General features: G+C 72.7%; 16 protein-coding genes. 14 read left to right on the top strand and 2 right to left on the bottom strand.

Annotation, left to right across the window (positions count from 1 at the left end):
* Window positions 1-9 precede the first annotated feature (9 nt).
* Together AB0J57_RS32980 and AB0J57_RS32985 are read left to right on the top strand one after the other, a co-directional pair.
* A complete protein-coding gene (locus AB0J57_RS32980; RefSeq protein WP_366132069.1) occupies window positions 10-264 on the top strand; it encodes a lasso peptide biosynthesis PqqD family chaperone in 255 nt (84 codons plus the stop codon).
* Window positions 261-713, top strand: coding sequence for a lasso peptide biosynthesis B2 protein (locus AB0J57_RS32985; protein WP_366132070.1), 453 nt, complete (start codon window positions 261-263; stop codon window positions 711-713). Before AB0J57_RS32980 ends, AB0J57_RS32985 begins: the two co-directional genes overlap by 4 nt.
* Here the strand turns inward: AB0J57_RS32985 and AB0J57_RS32990 are convergent.
* Complete coding sequence (locus AB0J57_RS32990) at window positions 703-1,614, bottom strand: pentapeptide repeat-containing protein (protein ID WP_366132071.1); 912 nt, start codon at window positions 1,612-1,614, stop codon at window positions 703-705. The genes AB0J57_RS32985 and AB0J57_RS32990 overlap by 11 nt on opposite strands.
* A 41-nt stretch (window positions 1,615-1,655) precedes the next feature.
* On the bottom strand, window positions 1,656-3,365 hold the full coding sequence (locus AB0J57_RS32995; protein ID WP_366132072.1) for a PucR family transcriptional regulator ligand-binding domain-containing protein: 1,710 nt from the start codon (window positions 3,363-3,365) through the stop codon (window positions 1,656-1,658).
* A gap of 356 nt (window positions 3,366-3,721) precedes the next feature.
* Here AB0J57_RS32995 and AB0J57_RS33000 point away from each other — a divergent pair, with 356 nt between their 5' ends.
* The 12 genes from AB0J57_RS33000 to AB0J57_RS33055 all read left to right on the top strand — a co-directional run bounded on the left by AB0J57_RS33000 (window position 3,722) and on the right by AB0J57_RS33055 (window position 15,947).
* On the top strand, window positions 3,722-4,612 hold the full coding sequence (locus AB0J57_RS33000; RefSeq protein WP_366132073.1) for a xanthine dehydrogenase family protein subunit M: 891 nt from the start codon (window positions 3,722-3,724) through the stop codon (window positions 4,610-4,612).
* 2 nt (window positions 4,613-4,614) lie between these two features.
* Window positions 4,615-5,220 carry a (2Fe-2S)-binding protein gene (locus tag AB0J57_RS33005; protein ID WP_366132074.1) on the top strand — a complete coding sequence of 202 codons (606 nt, stop codon included), beginning with the start codon at window positions 4,615-4,617 and terminating at the stop codon, window positions 5,218-5,220.
* 2 nt (window positions 5,221-5,222) lie between these two features.
* A complete protein-coding gene (gene pucD, locus AB0J57_RS33010; RefSeq protein WP_366132075.1) occupies window positions 5,223-7,631 on the top strand; it encodes a xanthine dehydrogenase subunit D in 2,409 nt (802 codons plus the stop codon).
* A gap of 253 nt (window positions 7,632-7,884) precedes the next feature.
* Window positions 7,885-9,327: an NCS2 family permease gene (locus AB0J57_RS33015; protein ID WP_366132077.1), complete on the top strand. Its 1,443-nt coding sequence runs from the start codon at window positions 7,885-7,887 to the stop codon at window positions 9,325-9,327.
* Between the two features lie 38 nt (window positions 9,328-9,365).
* Window positions 9,366-10,505 carry an XdhC/CoxI family protein gene (locus AB0J57_RS33020; RefSeq protein WP_366132078.1) on the top strand — a complete coding sequence of 380 codons (1,140 nt, stop codon included), beginning with the start codon at window positions 9,366-9,368 and terminating at the stop codon, window positions 10,503-10,505.
* A gap of 88 nt (window positions 10,506-10,593) precedes the next feature.
* The gene (locus AB0J57_RS33025) at window positions 10,594-11,817 is read left to right on the top strand and encodes a GNAT family N-acetyltransferase (protein ID WP_366132079.1); all 1,224 of its coding nucleotides are present in this window, start codon (window positions 10,594-10,596) and stop codon (window positions 11,815-11,817) included.
* A 187-nt stretch (window positions 11,818-12,004) separates the two neighbouring features.
* The gene (locus tag AB0J57_RS33030; protein WP_366132080.1) at window positions 12,005-13,105 is read left to right on the top strand and encodes a glutamate--cysteine ligase; all 1,101 of its coding nucleotides are present in this window, start codon (window positions 12,005-12,007) and stop codon (window positions 13,103-13,105) included.
* 139 nt (window positions 13,106-13,244) lie between these two features.
* Complete coding sequence (locus AB0J57_RS33035) at window positions 13,245-13,418, top strand: hypothetical protein (protein WP_366132081.1); 174 nt, start codon at window positions 13,245-13,247, stop codon at window positions 13,416-13,418.
* A gap of 66 nt (window positions 13,419-13,484) precedes the next feature.
* Window positions 13,485-13,667, top strand: coding sequence for a CsbD family protein (locus AB0J57_RS33040; protein ID WP_366132082.1), 183 nt, complete (start codon window positions 13,485-13,487; stop codon window positions 13,665-13,667).
* A 164-nt stretch (window positions 13,668-13,831) separates the two neighbouring features.
* Window positions 13,832-14,311 (top strand): DUF5709 domain-containing protein, encoded by a 480-nt coding sequence (locus AB0J57_RS33045; protein ID WP_366132083.1) that lies wholly within the window; start codon window positions 13,832-13,834, stop codon window positions 14,309-14,311.
* Window positions 14,312-14,388: 77 nt separating this feature from the next.
* Complete coding sequence (locus tag AB0J57_RS33050; protein WP_366132105.1) at window positions 14,389-14,964, top strand: 2Fe-2S iron-sulfur cluster-binding protein; 576 nt, start codon at window positions 14,389-14,391, stop codon at window positions 14,962-14,964.
* Entirely contained in the window at window positions 14,961-15,947 is a 987-nt protein-coding gene (locus AB0J57_RS33055; RefSeq protein ID WP_366132084.1) for a xanthine dehydrogenase family protein subunit M, read from the top strand. Before AB0J57_RS33050 ends, AB0J57_RS33055 begins: the two co-directional genes overlap by 4 nt.
* The last annotated feature ends 3 nt before the right edge of the window (window positions 15,948-15,950 follow it).

The raw sequence follows: 15,950 nt of genomic DNA on the forward strand, positions 1-15,950 counted from the left end.
GAAGTCACCATGGCACTGCGCTTCGGAGCCGACGTCTCCACCGCCGAAACCGGCTACGGCACGGTCCTCCTCGACCAACGCCGCGGACAGTACTTCGAGCTGAACCCCACCGGCACGCTGATCGTCCGCGTCCTGATGGCGGGCGGCGACGAAGCGGCCGCCGCCGACGCGCTCGTCGAGGAGTACGACATCGACCGGGCGAGGGCCGAGGAGGACGTCGCCGCCCTGGTGGCCGAACTGCGCACCTCGGGGCTGGCCGCATGACCACCCCGAGCGCCCTGGACATCCCCGTGGGCGTGCCCTTCGCCCGCAAGCTGGCCGCCCGGCTGGTCCTGGTGCCCGCCGCCGCGCTGTCGCTGCTGCCGCCGCACCGCATCCGGGCCGTGCTGGAGGTGGTCCGGCGCGGCGCCCGGCCCGCCACCGCGGCCCGCGCCCAGGCCGCCCGCGACGCCCTGTGCGCGGTGAGCCTGCGGTGCGCCGGGCCGCGCGGGTGCCTGCCCCGCTCGCTGGGCGCCGCGCTGCTGTGCCGGCTGACCGGCACCTGGCCCACCTGGTGCACGGGGGTGAGCGTGGTGCCCCCCTTCAACGCCCACGCCTGGATCGAGGCGGACGGGCGGCCCGTCGGGGAGCCGATGCCCGACGGGTACTTCGCGACGCTGCTCGCGGTGGGGCCGGCGGAGCCACGGCCTGCGACGTCCGGGCCTACGACGTAGCGGTCCAGTGCCCCGGGCGGTCCAGGCGCTCGGGCAGCACCGTGCGGGCGTCGCCGCGCGCGGCGTTGAGCTGCGGCTGGGTGAGGAACAGCGCGCCGGTGAGGTCGGCCCCCGCGAGCCGCGCGTCGCGGAGGTCGGCCCCGAGGAGGTCGGCCTCGCGCAGGTCGGCGCCGGTGAGGTCGGCCGCGATCAGGTACGCGCCGCGAAGGCTCGCCCCGCGCAGGTCGGCGCCCTTGAGCCGGGCGCCCATGAGGTCGGCGCCCCGGCGGTTCTTCTTCCGCCCGAGGGCGCCGGGGACGCCCGAGCGGGCCAGCTCGCCCGCCCGCGACAGCAGGTCGCCCACGACCCGGCGGTGCGCGTCCAGGTCCAGCGCGGTGAGCTCCTCGGGCGAGAGGAATGTGAGCCGCTCGGTCTCGGCGAGGAGGCGCCGGGCCTCATCGTGCAGCCGGCGCGCGGGCTCCAGCGCCAGCACCTCGGTGAGGTACGCGAGCAGCTCGTGCAACTGCCGAACGACCGGGAACGCGGCGAACATCCGCTGCGCCGTGTCCCGGTCCCGCCGCCAGTCGCGGCCGCCGAAGGTGACCTGCGAGACCTTCTGACCGGCGCCGAAGCAGTCGTACACCGTGCAGCCGGAGTAGCCCCGGTCGCGCAGCCGCTCATGGATGCCGCAGCGGAAGTCGGCGGCCAGGTTCCCGCACGGCGTGCCGGCCGGCTTGTCGGCGGCGAAGTCCGCCGAGGCGGCGAAGGGCAGCGCCACGCAGCACAGGCCGAAGCAGTTCGCGCAGTCGCCGCGGAGGGTGTCCGGGCGGGGCTCCGGCTGGGCGTCCGCGCCGGGAACCGGCTGAGTGCCCGCGCCGGAATCCGCCCGGGCGTCCGCCCCCGTGTCCGTTCGTCCGGACATCTTGTTGTGTACCGCTTTCTCTCGGTCGTGGTGACGTTGCGTCAGGACATCCGCAGCGCCAGGAAGAAGTCCAGCTTGTCCTCCAGCCGCGACAGGTCGCGTCCCGTGAGCTGCTCGATGCGGCCCACCCGGTACCGCAGCGTGTTCACGTGCAGGTGCAGGCGGCTGGCGCAGCGGGTCCAGGAGCCGTCGCAGTCGAGGAAGGCCTCCAGCGTCGGGATCAGCTCCGCCCGGTGGCGCCGGTCGTAGTCGCGCAGCGGGTCCAGCAGCCGGGCCGTGAACGCCCGCCGCACGTCGTCCGGGACGAACGGCAGCAGCAGCACGTGCGAGGCCAGCTCGTGGTGGCCCGCCGCGCACACCCGGCCCGGCCGCGCCGCCGCCACGCGCCGGGCGTGCCGGGCCTCCTCCAGGGCGCCGCGCAGTCCCTCGGCCGAGTGCACGGCGGCGCTCACGCCCAGGGTGAGGCGCCCGTCGCCGTCGAGGCCCGCCGACAGGGGCGCGCGGACGGCGGCGAGCAGGGCATCGGCGTGCAGTCCGTCGCCGCCGGCGGGGCGCGCCTCGCCCTCCTCCTCCGGCTCCGACGGGCCCGGCACCACCGGGAGCGGCACCAGGGCGATGGCCTCGTCCCCGGTGTGGGCCACCGCGATGCGGTCGGCCGAGTCGGGGCCGGCCGTCGACGGGTCGACCAGGATCTCCTCCAGCAGCGACTGGGCGACCGGGCCGGCCTCGATGCCCGGCGCGCCCGTACCGCCCTCGCCCCATTCGACCCGGGCCACCACGACCTGCCAGTGCGGCGCGGTGCCGAGCCCCGGCAGCAGCACCGGCGCGGCCACCCTCAGCCGCGCGGCGATCTCGGCCGGGGCGGCACCCGTCTGGACCAGCTCCAGGACCTCCTGGGCCAGCCGCCGCCGTACCGTACGCGCCGCGTCGCGCCGGTCCCGCTCCACGGCGATGAGCTGGGTGACGCCCTGGAGCAGGTCCAGCCGGGCGGCCGGCCAGTCGCCGGCGTCCGCCTCGACGGCCAGCAGCCAGTCGGACAGCACCGTCTCGCGCACGTCCCGGGAGGCGGGGGCGGCGCCTCGACCGGTGTTACGGATCGGGAAGAGCGAGTACGTCGTTCCGCCCGCGACCGCCCGGTGCGGACCGCGCCGCCCGGTGCGGGTGGCGGCCAGGTGTTCACCGGCGAGGGCGGCGCCCACCTCCGGGGGCAACGGTGTCCCGGCGCCTGCGATCTGACGTCCCGTCGGTGACAACACCCAAGCGCGAAGGTCCAGGTCGGAGCCGAGCAGGTCGAGAACGACCTCCGGGCCGCCGCCCGCCGGGCCGGAGGTCATCAGCCTCCTGTGGCGATCGACGACAGCCGCGAGATCACCGGCCCGCTCACCCGACACCTGTCGAACAACATGCTCAGTGATCGTTGCGAATGCAACGGATTCGTTCACTGCGAACAGCGGGAGGCGATGGCGCAAACACGCCTGAACCAGATCGTCGGGGATCGAACCCAGTTCCGCCTCACCGGCCGCCAGGCCCGCCACCCCCGCGCTCGCGAGGATCCGGACGAAGCGCTCGGAGTCCGCCGCGTCCCGCCGCCAGGCGAGGCCGGTGAGCACCAGCTCGCCGCCGGAGAGGTACCTGCTGGGGTCCTGGAGGTCCGTCGTCATCACGCCGCGGACCGTGCGGTCCAGCTCGTCCTCGCCGCCGAGCAGCCGCAGCCCCAGCGCATCGGTTTCCAGCAGTGCGCGCAGCCGCATGTGATCGCCGCCGATCTGTCTCGTGGGTGTCTCGTTGTTGCCGGTGAGCCGTGGCCACCGTTTCCGGGGGGAAACGGAGAGGTTACTGCTCCTCGCCTTTCGTTCGAATCTACAAGACGAGGAGGGCGGCCAGCCAACTCCTTCATGGTTTCGGTGACTGCACCGGGCGGAGCACCGCTGGGTGTACTGGGGCCACAACGCGTTAACAGCACATGAACATGAAGACGAAGACGTGGGCCGGCCGTCCCCCGAGCCCCAGCGAACCACTTGATCACACGGAACCCGGAACACGTCGATCACCAGGATCACGGACCGCCGGGCCTCTGATCACCGGATCACGTAGAAGAGAGCCACTCATGGACTTCCTTCGCCCCGCAAGCTGGGAGGAGGCGCTCGCCGCCAAGGCCGAGCACCCCACGGCTGTGCCCATCGCGGGTGGCACCGATGTCATGGTCGAGATCAACTTCGACCACCGGCGGCCCGAGTACCTGCTGGACCTGAACCGCATCGAGCTGCTCGGCGAGTGGGAGGTCGGCGAGGAGAACGTCCGGCTGGGCGCCTCCGTCCCGTACACCCAGATCATGGAGCACCTGCGGGCCGAGCTGCCCGGTCTGGCGCTCGCCTCGCACACCGTGGCCTCGCCGCAGATCCGCAACCGCGGCGGTGTCGGCGGCAACCTGGGCACGGCGTCCCCGGCCGGCGACGCGCACCCCGCCCTCCTGGCGGCCGGTGCCGAGGTGGAGGTGGAGTCCGTGCGCGGCTCCCGCTTCATCCCGATCGACGAGTTCTACACGGGCGTCAAGCGCAACGCGCTCGCTCCGGACGAGCTCATCAAGACGGTCCACATCAAGAAGGCCGACGGGCCGCAGCAGTACTCCAAGGTGGGTACCCGCAACGCGATGGTGATCGCGGTGTGCGCCTTCGGTCTGGCGCTGCACCCGGAGACCCGGACCGTGCGGACCGGTATCGGCTCGGCCGCCCCCACGCCCGTACGGGCGAAGGAGGCCGAGGACTTCCTGAACGCCGCGCTCGAAGAGGGCGGGTTCTGGGAGAGCGGCAAGATCATCACTCCCTCGATCGCCAAGCAGTTCGCGGAGCTCGCCTCCGGGGCCTGCAACCCGATCGACGACGTGCGGGGAACGGCCAAGTACCGCCGCCACGCCGTCGGCATCATGGCCCGCCGCACGCTCGGCTGGACCTGGGAGCAGTACCGCGGCACCGGCCGCACCCTTGAAGGAGCTGCATAACCATGCGCGTGAATTTCACGGTCAACGGACGTCCGCAGGAAGCCGACGACGTCTGGGAGGGCGAGTCCCTCCTCTACGTTCTGCGTGAGCGCCTGGGCCTGCCCGGTTCGAAGAACGCCTGCGAGCAGGGCGAGTGCGGCTCCTGTACGGTCCGCCTGGACGGCGTCCCGGTCTGCTCCTGCCTCGTGGCCGCCGGCCAGGTCGAGGGCCGCGAGGTCGTCACCGTCGAGGGCCTCGCCGACTACGCCAAGCAGCGTGCCGAGCACAGCGGCACGTGCGGCACCGGCGCGTGTGGCTCCTCCGGTACGTCGCTCCAGGACGCTCAGGCGTGGTCCGCCAAGGGCACCGACTCCCAGACCGGCGAGGGCACCGAGCTCTCCCCGATCCAGCAGGCCTTCATCGACGCGGGCGCCGTCCAGTGCGGCTTCTGCACCCCGGGCCTGCTGGTCGCGGCCGACGAGATGCTGGAGCGCAACCCCTCCCCGTCCGATGAGGACATCCGCGAGGCGCTCTCCGGCAACCTCTGCCGCTGCACCGGTTACGAGAAGATCCTCGACGCCGTCCGCCTCGCGGCCGCCCGTCAGGAACGTCAGGGAGAGGCGGTCTGACCATGTCCCAGAACACCCGAGTCGCCGCCGCCCCGGCCGGCACTCCCACCAAGGTCACCCAGGGGTCCCAGACCAAGGGCGGCATCGGCGAGTCGACGCTGCGCCCCGACGGCACCCTGAAGGTCACCGGCGAGTTCGCCTACTCCTCGGACATGTGGCACGAGGACATGCTGTGGGGCCAGATCCTGCGCTCGACCGTCGCCCACGCCGAGATCGTCTCCATCGACACCTCCGAGGCCCTCGCCCAGGCCGGCGTGTACGCCGTCCTGACCTACGAGGACCTGCCCACCGAGGTGAAGAACTACGGCCTGGAGATCGAGGACACCCCGGTCCTCGCCAACGGCCGGGTACGCCACCACGGTGAGCCGGTCGCCCTGGTCGCGGCCGACCACCCGGAGACCGCCCGCCGCGCGGCCGCGAAGATCAAGGTCGAGTACAAGGAGCTGCCCGTCGTCACCGACGAGGCCTCCGCCCTCGCCCCCGACGCGCCGCTGCTGCACCCGGGCCGCGATGACCACCACGCCGGTCACGTCCCGCACCCGAACATCGTGCACCGCCAGCCGATCGTCCGCGGCGACGTGGAGGAGGCCCGTAAGCGGGCCGATGTGATCGTCGAGGGCGAGTACACCTTCGGCATGCAGGACCAGGCCTTCCTCGGCCCGGAGTCCGGCCTGGCCGTGCCCGCCGAGGACGGCGGTGTCGACCTGTACGTCGCGACCCAGTGGCTGCACTCGGACCTCCGCCAGATCGCCCCCGTCCTCGGCCTGCCCGAGGAGAAGGTCCGCATGACGCTCTCCGGCGTCGGCGGTGCCTTCGGCGGCCGCGAGGACCTGTCCATGCAGATCCACGCCTGCCTCCTGGCCCTCCGCACCGGCAAGCCGGTCAAGATCGTCTACAACCGGTTCGAGTCCTTCTTCGGGCACGTCCACCGGCACCCGGCGAAGCTGTACTACGAGCACGGCGCCACCAAGGACGGCAAGCTCACGCACATGAAGTGCAAGATCGTGCTGGACGGCGGCGCCTACGCCTCCGCCTCCCCGGCCGTCGTCGGCAACGCCTCCTCGCTCTCCGTCGGCCCGTACGTCATCGACGACGTCGACATCGAGGCCATCGCGCTCTACACGAACAACCCGCCCTGCGGCGCCATGCGCGGCTTCGGCGCGGTCCAGGCGTGCTTCGCGTACGAGGCCCAGATGGACAAGCTCGCGGCGCGACTGGGCATGGACCCGGTGGAGTTCCGCCAGCTCAACGCCATGGAGCAGGGCACCCTGATGCCGACCGGCCAGCCGGTCGACTCGCCCGCCCCGGTCGCCGAGCTGCTGCGCCGCGTCAAGGCCCGTCCCCTGCCGCCCGAGCGCCAGTGGGAGTCCACCGAGGGCGCCGACGTCCGCGCGCTGCCCGGCGGTCTGTCCAACACCACCCACGGTGAAGGCGTCGTCCGGGGTGTCGGCTACGCGGTCGGCATCAAGAACGTGGGCTTCTCCGAGGGCTTCGACGACTACTCCACCGCCAAGGTGCGCATGGAGGTCATCAACGGTGAGGCGGTCGCCACCGTCCACACCGCGATGGCCGAGGTCGGCCAGGGCGGCATCACCGTCCACGCCCAGATCGCCCGCACGGAGCTGGGCGTCACCCAGGTGACGATCAACCCGGCCGACACGCAGGTCGGCTCGGCCGGCTCGACCTCCGCCTCCCGGCAGACGTACGTCACCGGTGGCGCGGTCAAGAACTCCTGCGAGCTCGTGCGCGAGAAGGTGCTGGAGATCGGCCGCCGGAAGTTCGGCACGTACCACCCCGCGTGGGCCACGGCCGAGCTGATCCTGGAGGGCGGCAAGGTCGTCACCGACGGCGGCGAGGTCCTCGCCGACCTGGTGGACGTCCTGGAGGACGAGGTCGTCGAGATCGAGGCCGAGTGGCGCCACCGCCCCACCGAGGCCTTCGACCTCCGTACCGGCCAGGGCAACGGCCACGTCCAGTACTCGTTCGCCGCGCACCGCGCGGTGGTGGAGGTGGACACCGAGCTGGGCCTGGTCAAGGTCATCGAGCTGGCCTGCGCCCAGGACGTCGGCAAGGCCCTCAACCCGCTGTCCGTCGTCGGCCAGATCCAGGGCGGCACCACCCAGGGCCTGGGCGTGGCGGTCATGGAGGAGATCATCGTCGACCCCAAGACCGCGAAGGTGAAGAACCCCTCCTTCACGGACTACCTGATCCCCACCATCCTCGACACCCCGACCATCCCGGTCGACGTGCTCGAGCTCGCCGATGACCACGCGCCCTACGGCCTGCGCGGCATAGGAGAGGCCCCGACCCTGTCGTCCACCCCGGCCGTCCTCGCGGCGATCCGGAACGCGACGGGCCTGGAGCTCAACAAGACGCCGGTACGCCCCGAGCACCTCACCGGCACCCTGTAAGCCCTCCGGGCGGTGCGTGCCTCCCGGGAACGTCACACTTCCACCGCCCGCACCGCCCGGAGCATCCCCCCACCCGTCCCCAGCCCCCCACACAACCGCCCCCCACGAAGTACCGCAGTACCGCTCAACCCCGCATCACCCCGTTCGTCTCGGGCCGTCCCCCGGGTCGTGCAGCCAACGCACCATCCCAAATCCCGCAGTCTTTTGCCCCACGGGCATGCGGGTGCCCCTTTGAACCTTGGGAGTAGGCACCATGACCCAGTCGTCAGTGGAGCCGAAGACCGTCGCCGAAGACGCGGGATCCGGTTCCCGCGTTCCCGCCGGACGGTCTTGGCTCGACCGGTACTTTCACATAACCCACAGAGGATCCACGGTCGCGCGTGAGGTGCGCGGCGGCATCACCACCTTCATGGCGATGGCCTACATCCTCCTGCTCAACCCGCTGCTCCTCGGCGGTCCGGACGCGGCCGGCGACAAGCTGAGCCAGCCCGCCCTCATCACCGCGACCGCCCTCGCGGCAGCGGTCACCACTCTGGCGATGGGTTTCATCGGCAAGGTCCCGCTCGCCCTCGCGGCGGGCCTGAGTGTCGCGGGCGTCATCTCCACCCAGGTGGCCCCGGAAATGACCTGGCCGCAGGCCATGGGCATGTGCGTCGTCTACGGCGCCGTGATCTGTCTGCTGGTCGTCACCGGTGTTCGTGAAGTCATCATGAACGCCATCCCGCTGGCGCTGAAGCACGGCATCACGATGGGCATCGGCCTCTTCATCGCGATGATCGGCTTCGTCAACGCGGGCTTCGTCGGCAAGGGCGAGGGCGGCGGTCCCGTCACCCTCGGTGTGGGCGGTTCGCTCACCGGCTGGCCGGTCGTGCTGTTCGCCGTCACGCTCCTGCTGATCTTCATGCTCCAGGCCCGCAAGGTGCCCGGGGCCATCCTGCTCGGCATCGTGGTCGGCACGATCATCTCCGTCGTCGCCACCGCGACCGGCCTCATCAGCGAGGCCGAGTGGGCCGGCAAGGCGCCGGTCCTGCACGGCAGCGTCGTCTCCATGCCGGACTTCTCGCTCTTCGGCCAGGTCGAGTTCGGCGGCTGGGAACAGCTCGGCTACACCACCGTCGGCATGATCGTCTTCACCCTGGTGCTGGCGGGCTTCTTCGACGCCATGGCGACCATCATCGCCGTCGGCCAGGAGGCCAAGCTCGCCGACGCCCAGGGCCGGATGCCCGGCCTCAACAAGGCCCTGTTCATCGACGGCGCCGGCGGCGCGATCGGTGGCGCGACGGGTGCCTCCGGACAGACCGTCTTCATCGAGTCCGCCACGGGCGTCGGCGAAGGTGCGCGCACGGGCCTGTCGGCCTCGGTCACCGGTCTGTTCTTCGCCGCGTGTCTGTTCTTCACCCCGCTGACCCAGCTCGTGCCGGGTCAGGTGGCCTCCGCCGCCCTGGTCGTCATCGGCGCGATGATGCTCCAGAACGCCCGGCACGTGGACTGGAGCGACTGGTCCGTCGCCGTCCCGGTCTTCCTGACGGTCGTCCTGATGCCGTTCACCTACACCATCACCACCGGTGTCGGCGCGGGTGTCATCGCGTACTGCGCCATCAAGGCCGCGCAGGGCAAGTGGCGCGAACCGAGCATCCTCATGTGGGTGCTGTCCGCGGTGTTCATCTTCTACTTCGCCACGGGTACCGCGCACTGACGGGACCCCCTCACACATCCGCCTGTAAGGAGGCCGACATGCTGGACATCGCCGAAGAGCTTCACCGGTGGGTCGAGCAGGGACGTGACTTCGCCGTCGCCACCGTGGTGGCGGTCGGTGGCAGCGCGCCCCGGCAGCCGGGCGCCGCCCTCGCCGTGGACAGCGAGGGTACGGCGATCGGGTCGGTCTCCGGTGGATGTGTCGAGGGGGCCGTGTACGACCTGTGCCGGCAGGCGCTGGAGGACGGCGAGACCGTCCTGGAGCGCTTCGGCTACAGCGACGAGGACGCCTTCGCGGTCGGCCTGACCTGCGGCGGCATCATCGACATCCTCGTCACCCCGGTCCGCGGCGGGGTCTATCCCGCCGCGCTCGGAGCCGCCGCCGGAGGGGAGGCGGCGGCTCTGGCCAGAATCACGGAGGGGCCGGCAGACCTGTTGGGGCAGGCTCTGCTGGTCCGTTCCGACGGCTCGTACGAGGGCAGCCTCGGCGGCCACCCCGAGCTGGACCGCACGGCGGCGGGCGAGGCCCGCGCCATGCTCGACGCCGGCCGCACCGGCACCGTCACCATCGGCGAGGACGGCTCCCGCTGCGGGCAGCCGCTCACCCTGCTGGTCGAATCCAGCGTGCCGGCCCCCCGCATGATCGTCTTCGGGGCGATCGACTTCGCGGCGGCGCTGGTACGGGTGGGGAAGTTCCTCGGCTACCACGTCACCGTGTGCGACGCCCGCCCGGTCTTCGCGACGCCCGCCCGCTTCCCCGAGGCGGACGAGGTCGTCGTCGAGTGGCCGCACGAGTACCTGGCGCGCACCGAGGTGGACGGCCGCACCGTGCTGTGCGTCCTCACCCACGACGCCAAGTTCGACGTCCCCCTGCTCGAACTGGCCCTCAGGCTTCCCGTCGCGTACATCGGCGCGATGGGCTCCCGCCGCACCCACGAGGACCGCAACAAGCGGCTCCGCGAGGTCGGCGTCACCGAACTGGAGCTGACCCGCCTCCGCTCCCCGATCGGCCTCGACCTCGGCGCCCGCACGCCGGAGGAGACGGCCCTGTCGATCGGCGCGGAGATCGTCGCCAACCGGCGCGGCGGCAGCGGCGTCTCCCTCACGGGCGCCCACACCCCGATCCACCACGACGGCCCGGACTCCTCCCCGGCGGGCCGTATCGGATCGGTGGCCTGAGCCGGCCCGCGGCGGGGGAAAGCCCCCGGTCAAGGCGGCGGAAAACCCCCGTGACCTGTCCGTTATCCGGCGACTAGAGTCCGGAGGCATGGACATCCGCAGTGTGCCCGAGGCCCATGTGGACCGGGCCATGGAGCTCGTGTACCTGGTCTTCCACGACCATCCGGAGGAGGAGCGGCGCAAGCACCACCGGGAGCTGGTGCTCCAGTGCGAGCGCATCGGCGCGTACGACGGCGACACCCTGGTCGGATTCGTCGCCGCCCACCCCTTCACCCTCTCCGTGCCCGGCGGTGAGCTGCCCTGCCCCGGGCTGACGTTCGTCTCCGTCGCACCGACCCACCGCAGGCGCGGCGTCCTGTCCGCGATGATCGCCGAGCTGTTCCGGCGCGCGGCCCGGCAGGGCCGCCCGCTGGCCGCGCTGTGGGCGTCCGAGGACGCCATCTACGGCCGCTTCGGCTTCAGCCCCGCCATGGAGTGCCTCAGCGTCGAGATCGACTCCCGCCGCCCGCTCACGCTGCGCATCGCTCCCGACGAACGGCCGCTGCGGCTGATCGCCCCGCCCGACGCCCCGGCGGTCGTCGGGCCCTACTACGACGCCACCCGGGCGGCCAGGGCGGGCCGGATCGCCCGTGACGCGGAGCGCTGGAGCGGCGAGTGGCTGACCGAGGAGGACGAGGAGGACGACGAGCTGTCCCCGCCCCGGATCGTCGCCCTCGGCGCCGAGGGCGAGCCCATCGCCGGGTACGCCGTCTACCGCACCAAGCCCGGCAACGACGACACCGGCACGCCCGGTGTGGTCCGGGTCGACGAGCTGGAGGCGGACGACGCCCCCGCGGCCGCCGCCCTGTGGCGGTACGTGGCGTCCATCGACCTCACCGGCACGGTCCGCGCCTGGGGCCGCCCCCTGGACGACCCGCTGCCGCTGTTCGCCGCCGACCGAGACCAGGTAAGGGTCACGGGCAGGTTCCCCGGCCTGTGGGTGCGGCTGGTCGACGCCGCGGCGGCGCTCACCGGCCGCTCCTGGGCCGCGCCCGTCGACGTCGTGCTGGACGTCCGCGACGACCACCTGCCCGCCAACTCCGGCCGCTTCCGCCTCACCGCCACCCCGGGGACCTGCTCGTACGAGCGGGTGGACGGCGCCCCCGACCTGAGCTTCGACGTGCGGGACCTGGCGGCCTGCTACCTGGGCGGCACGGAGGTGCGGCACCTGGTGCGCGCGGGCCTCGTGACGGAGCACACCGAGGGCGCCGCGGCCGCGCTGGACGCCGCCCTGCGCACGGAACTGCTGCCGAACACGGGCGACGAGTTCTGAGCGGGTGATCCGCCCGGCGGCGGGGTACCCGGAGCGGTTCAAGCCGGAGGCGTCGGGAACCCGCCACATCCCCGGCCCAGGCCCGGCGGACCGGTGCGCTGAGCCTGCCGAGCCGGGATGATGGTGCGTCCCGCGCAGTCCTCGCCGGACCAGTCCCCGCTGGATGCGATCGGAAAGGTGGTTTCCGTTGCGCACTGTCGGAGTGGAAGAGGAACTCCTCCTGGTGGACCCGAGGACCGGCGAGCCACGCGCCCTGTCCATGGCCGTGCTGGCCATCGCGGCCAAGGAGAGCCGGGGCAGGGCCCACGCCTTCACCAAGGAACTCCAGGGCCAGCAGCTCGAGTTCGCCACGCACCCGCAGACCGGGATGCGTGAGCTGGCCGCCGAGGTCGAACGCTGGCGCGCGGTGGCCGCCCGGCACGCCGCGGAGGCCGGGGCGGCCGTGGTGGCCCTCGCCACCTCGCCGCTGCCCGTGGGCCCGGCCCTCACCGAGGGCAAGCGCTACCGCTGGATCCAGGAGCGCTTCGGCCTCACGGCCCTGGAGCAGCTCACCTGCGGCTGCCATGTGCACGTGTCGGTCGAGTCCGACGAGGAGGGCGTCGGCGTCCTGGACCGGATACGGCCGTGGCTGTCCGTCCTGCTCGCGCTGAGCACCAACTCGCCCTTCTGGCAGGGCCACGACAGCGGGTACAACAGCTACCGCAGCCGGGTGTGGGGCCGCTGGCCCTCGGCCGGCCCCGTGGAGATCTTCGGCTCGGCGCGCCGCTACCACCAGCAGGTCAGCGACCTGATCGGCACCGGCGTCCTGCACGACGAGGGAATGATCTACTTCGATGCCCGGCTCTCCCGCAAGTACCCCACCGTCGAGGTCCGCGCCGCCGACGTCTGCCTCGACGCGTCCACCACCGCGCTCCTCGCCACCCTGACCCGCGGGCTGGTGGACACCGCCGCCCGCGAGTGGCGCGAGGGCGAGCCCCCCGCCCGCCACGGCGTCGGCCTGCTGCGCGCCGCGGCCTGGCGGGCCAGCCGCTCCGGCGTGGACGACGTGCTGGTCCACCCGCTCACCATGCGCCCCGCCCCCGCCGAAGACGTCGTGTACGCCCTGCTCGGCCACATCGAGAAGGCCCTCGACGAGAACGGCGACCTCGACTACGCCCGCCAGGGCCTCGTCGAAGTGCTGCGCGACGGCAACGGCGCCCGCGTCCAGCGCCGCCTCCTGCACCGCACCGGCAGCCTCCGCGAGGTCGTCGCCGCCTGCGTACGCCTCACGCAGGAGCGCCGGCATTAGGTCGTGTCCGGCGGATCATGCGTGGGCCACCAAGCGGTAGGACGGATTCCGCATGATCCCGCGCGCCGTGGGCAGGCGCCGGTGCGCCGGGACCGCCCCGGCGCCCCGCAGTCGCCCGCGCTCGAAGGAGAAACCGCACGTGATCCCGCGCCACAGCCCTCCCGGCTCGCCGATATACGACCAGCTCGTCGAGGAGCACGGAGACGTGCTCAACGAGGCGAGAAGGCTCGCCGAACAGACCCACCGGGAGGCCGAACGGGTCCTGGCGTGGGATGTGTCCACGTTCGGAAGGGATTACCGGGAACAGTCCTGAGCGTCCGGGTTTGCTCCGTGCGGCGCCGGGCACGCGCTCGGCAGACGCCGATGAAGGAGCGTGGTCATGGCTCGCAAGAAGGGTTCCAGCAAAGCCTCCGCCAAGGCCGAAGAGGTCAAGGGCGCGGCGAAGGAGAAGGCCGGCCGGGCGGTCGGCAACGAGCGTTTGACGGCCGAGGGCCGCGCGGAGCGCGCCAAGGGCGATCTGCGCCAGGCGGGCAAGAAGGCGAAGGACGCATTCGGTAAGTGACACCCCTCCCCGGCGGCCCGGCGGACACCGTCCGCCGGGCCGCCGTGCTGTCCGGAATGCCAGGATGTGTGACCTGTTCCAGGCTGGATACGCGATCAGGCGTACGCAGGCATACGTCGGCAGACGCCGGCACACGAGCAGGAGCAGCACACGGGAGCCACGCCATGGGAACCGAAGAAGCGATGGGCGACAACGTCTACCAGCCGGACGACGCCGAGGGCAGGGAGGACGACGGCATCCTCGACCCCGAGGACACCCTGTCGGACCGCGAGGCGGACCCCTACGACGAAGGCTGGTCGCCACCCGAGCGGCCGCTGGCCGTCAACCACGTGGGGACGACCGCCCGCGAGCAGCGCGAGGGCGAGACGCTCGACCAGCGGCTCTCCGAGGAGGTGCCCGACCCCGCCCTCCAGGAGCCGGACGACTCCAACGGCATCGGCGACCTCCCCGGCGGCGACGGCGAGCCCCTCGACGACCAGGTCGGCCGCGACCGCTCCGGACGCCTCGTAGCACCGGACGAGGGCGTACGCACCGACGACGAGAAGGACGTGGTCGCCCGGGACGTCGGCATCGCCGGAGCGGCGGCGTCCGCCGAGGAGGCCGCCGTGCACACCGTGCCCGACGAGGCCGACGAGATCCGCTGATGAGCGCCGCGCACACGCCCCCGATCCCGGACCCCATCCCGGACCCCACGCCGTCGCCCGACCCGGCCCCGGACCCGATGCCGGACCCCGGCCCCCTCCCGGACCCGCCCCACGCCCCGGACCCGGACCCGGACACCACCCGGTCGCGCCTCACCCTCCAGATCAACGGCGAGCCCCGGAGCCTCACCGTCGACCACCGCGCCACGCTGCTCGACCTCCTGCGCGAGCACCTCGGGCTGACCGGGGCCAAGAAGGGGTGCGACCACGGGCAGTGCGGGGCGTGCACCGTGCTCGTCGACGGGCGGCGCGCCAATAGCTGCCTGCTCCTCGCGGTGGCCCAGGACGGAGCCGACGTGATCACCGTCGAGGGCCTGGCCGCCGGCGGCGAGCTGCACCCGGTCCAGCAGGCCTTTCTCGACCGGGACGCCTTCCAGTGCGGCTACTGCACGCCCGGCCAGCTCTGCTCGGCCGTCGGCGTGTTCGCCGAGGCCGCCGCCGGGCACCCCTCACACGTCACCGATCCCGGCCGGCCCTCCGGTCAGGGCCCCGTGGAGCTCACGCCCGCGGAGATCCGCGAGCGGCTGAGCGGCAACCTGTGCCGCTGCGGCGCCTACCCCAACATCGTCGCCGCCGTTCAGGACGTGACCCGGTGAAGCCCTACGCCTACGTACGCGCCGCCAGCGTCGAGGAGGCGACCACCGCCCACGCGGCGCGCCCCGGCGCCCGCTACCTCGCCGGCGGCACCAACCTCGTCGACCTGATGAAGCACGGGGTCGAGGTGCCCGACACCCTCGTCGACGTCAGCCGCCTGCCGCTCGACACCGTCGAGGAACTGCCCGACGGGGCCCTGCGCGTCGGCGCGACCGTGCGTAACAGCGACCTCGCCGCCCACCCCCTCGTACGCGACCGCCATCCCGTCCTGTCACAGGCGCTGCTCGCCGGGGCGTCCGGCCAGCTCCGCAACATCGCCACCACCGGTGGCAACCTGCTCCAGCGCACCCGGTGCCCGTACTTCCAGGACACCGCCAGGCCCTGCAACAAGCGCGAGCCCGGCACCGGCTGCGGCGCCCGCGACGGCATCCACCGCGACCACGCCGTCCTCGGCCATTCCCCGCACTGCATCGCCACGCACCCCTCCGACATGGCCGTCGCCCTCGCCGCCCTCGACGCCACCGTCGAACTGCACGGTCCCGACGGCGAACGGTCCGTACCGGTGGCCGAGTTCCACCGGCTGCCCGGCGACCACCCCGAGCGGGACACCGTCATCCGGCCCGGCGAGCTGATCACCGCGGTCGTCCTGCCGCCCACCACGGCGGGGCTCCCCTCCGCGTACCGCAAGGCCCGCGACCGCGCCTCGTACGCCTTCGCGCTCGCCTCCGTCGCCGCCGTCCTCGACCTCGCCGAGGACGGGACCGTACGCCATGCGGGCCTCGCCTTCGGCGGCCTCGCCCACCGCCCGTGGCGGGCCCGGCTGACCGAGACCGCGCTGCTCGGCGCCGCGCCAACCGAGCACGCCATCGCCCACGCGGTGGACGCCGAACTCGGGCTGGCCCAGCCGCTGCGGGACAACGCCTTCAAGGTGCCGCTCGCCCGCAACCTGGCCTGCCGCGTCCTGTCCGAACTGGCCCGCCCCTGACCC

Origin of the sequence: Streptomyces sp. NPDC049837, from assembly GCF_040674455.1 — a bacterium.
In the GTDB taxonomy this organism is placed as follows: domain Bacteria; phylum Actinomycetota; class Actinomycetes; order Streptomycetales; family Streptomycetaceae; genus Streptomyces.

Bases quoted from the DNA above. Each gene is read 5' to 3' on its own strand.
- AB0J57_RS32990 (WP_366132071.1), bottom strand. From the start codon at position 1,614: ATGTCCGGACGAACGGACACGGGGGCGGACGCCCGGGCGGATTCCGGC.
- AB0J57_RS32995 (WP_366132072.1), bottom strand. From the start codon at position 3,365: ATGCGGCTGCGCGCACTGCTGGAAACCGATGCGCTGGGGCTGCGGCTG.
- AB0J57_RS33005 (WP_366132074.1), top strand. From the start codon at position 4,615: ATGCGCGTGAATTTCACGGTCAACGGACGTCCGCAGGAAGCCGACGAC.
- AB0J57_RS33045 (WP_366132083.1), top strand. From the start codon at position 13,832: ATGGGAACCGAAGAAGCGATGGGCGACAACGTCTACCAGCCGGACGAC.
- AB0J57_RS33000 (WP_366132073.1), top strand. From the start codon at position 3,722: ATGGACTTCCTTCGCCCCGCAAGCTGGGAGGAGGCGCTCGCCGCCAAG.
- AB0J57_RS33015 (WP_366132077.1), top strand. From the start codon at position 7,885: ATGACCCAGTCGTCAGTGGAGCCGAAGACCGTCGCCGAAGACGCGGGA.
- AB0J57_RS33040 (WP_366132082.1), top strand. From the start codon at position 13,485: ATGGCTCGCAAGAAGGGTTCCAGCAAAGCCTCCGCCAAGGCCGAAGAG.
- AB0J57_RS32985 (WP_366132070.1), top strand. From the start codon at position 261: ATGACCACCCCGAGCGCCCTGGACATCCCCGTGGGCGTGCCCTTCGCC.
- AB0J57_RS33020 (WP_366132078.1), top strand. From the start codon at position 9,366: ATGCTGGACATCGCCGAAGAGCTTCACCGGTGGGTCGAGCAGGGACGT.
- AB0J57_RS32980 (WP_366132069.1), top strand. From the start codon at position 10: ATGGCACTGCGCTTCGGAGCCGACGTCTCCACCGCCGAAACCGGCTAC.
- AB0J57_RS33025 (WP_366132079.1), top strand. From the start codon at position 10,594: ATGGACATCCGCAGTGTGCCCGAGGCCCATGTGGACCGGGCCATGGAG.
- pucD (WP_366132075.1), top strand. From the start codon at position 5,223: ATGTCCCAGAACACCCGAGTCGCCGCCGCCCCGGCCGGCACTCCCACC.
- AB0J57_RS33050 (WP_366132105.1), top strand. From the start codon at position 14,389: ATGCCGGACCCCGGCCCCCTCCCGGACCCGCCCCACGCCCCGGACCCG.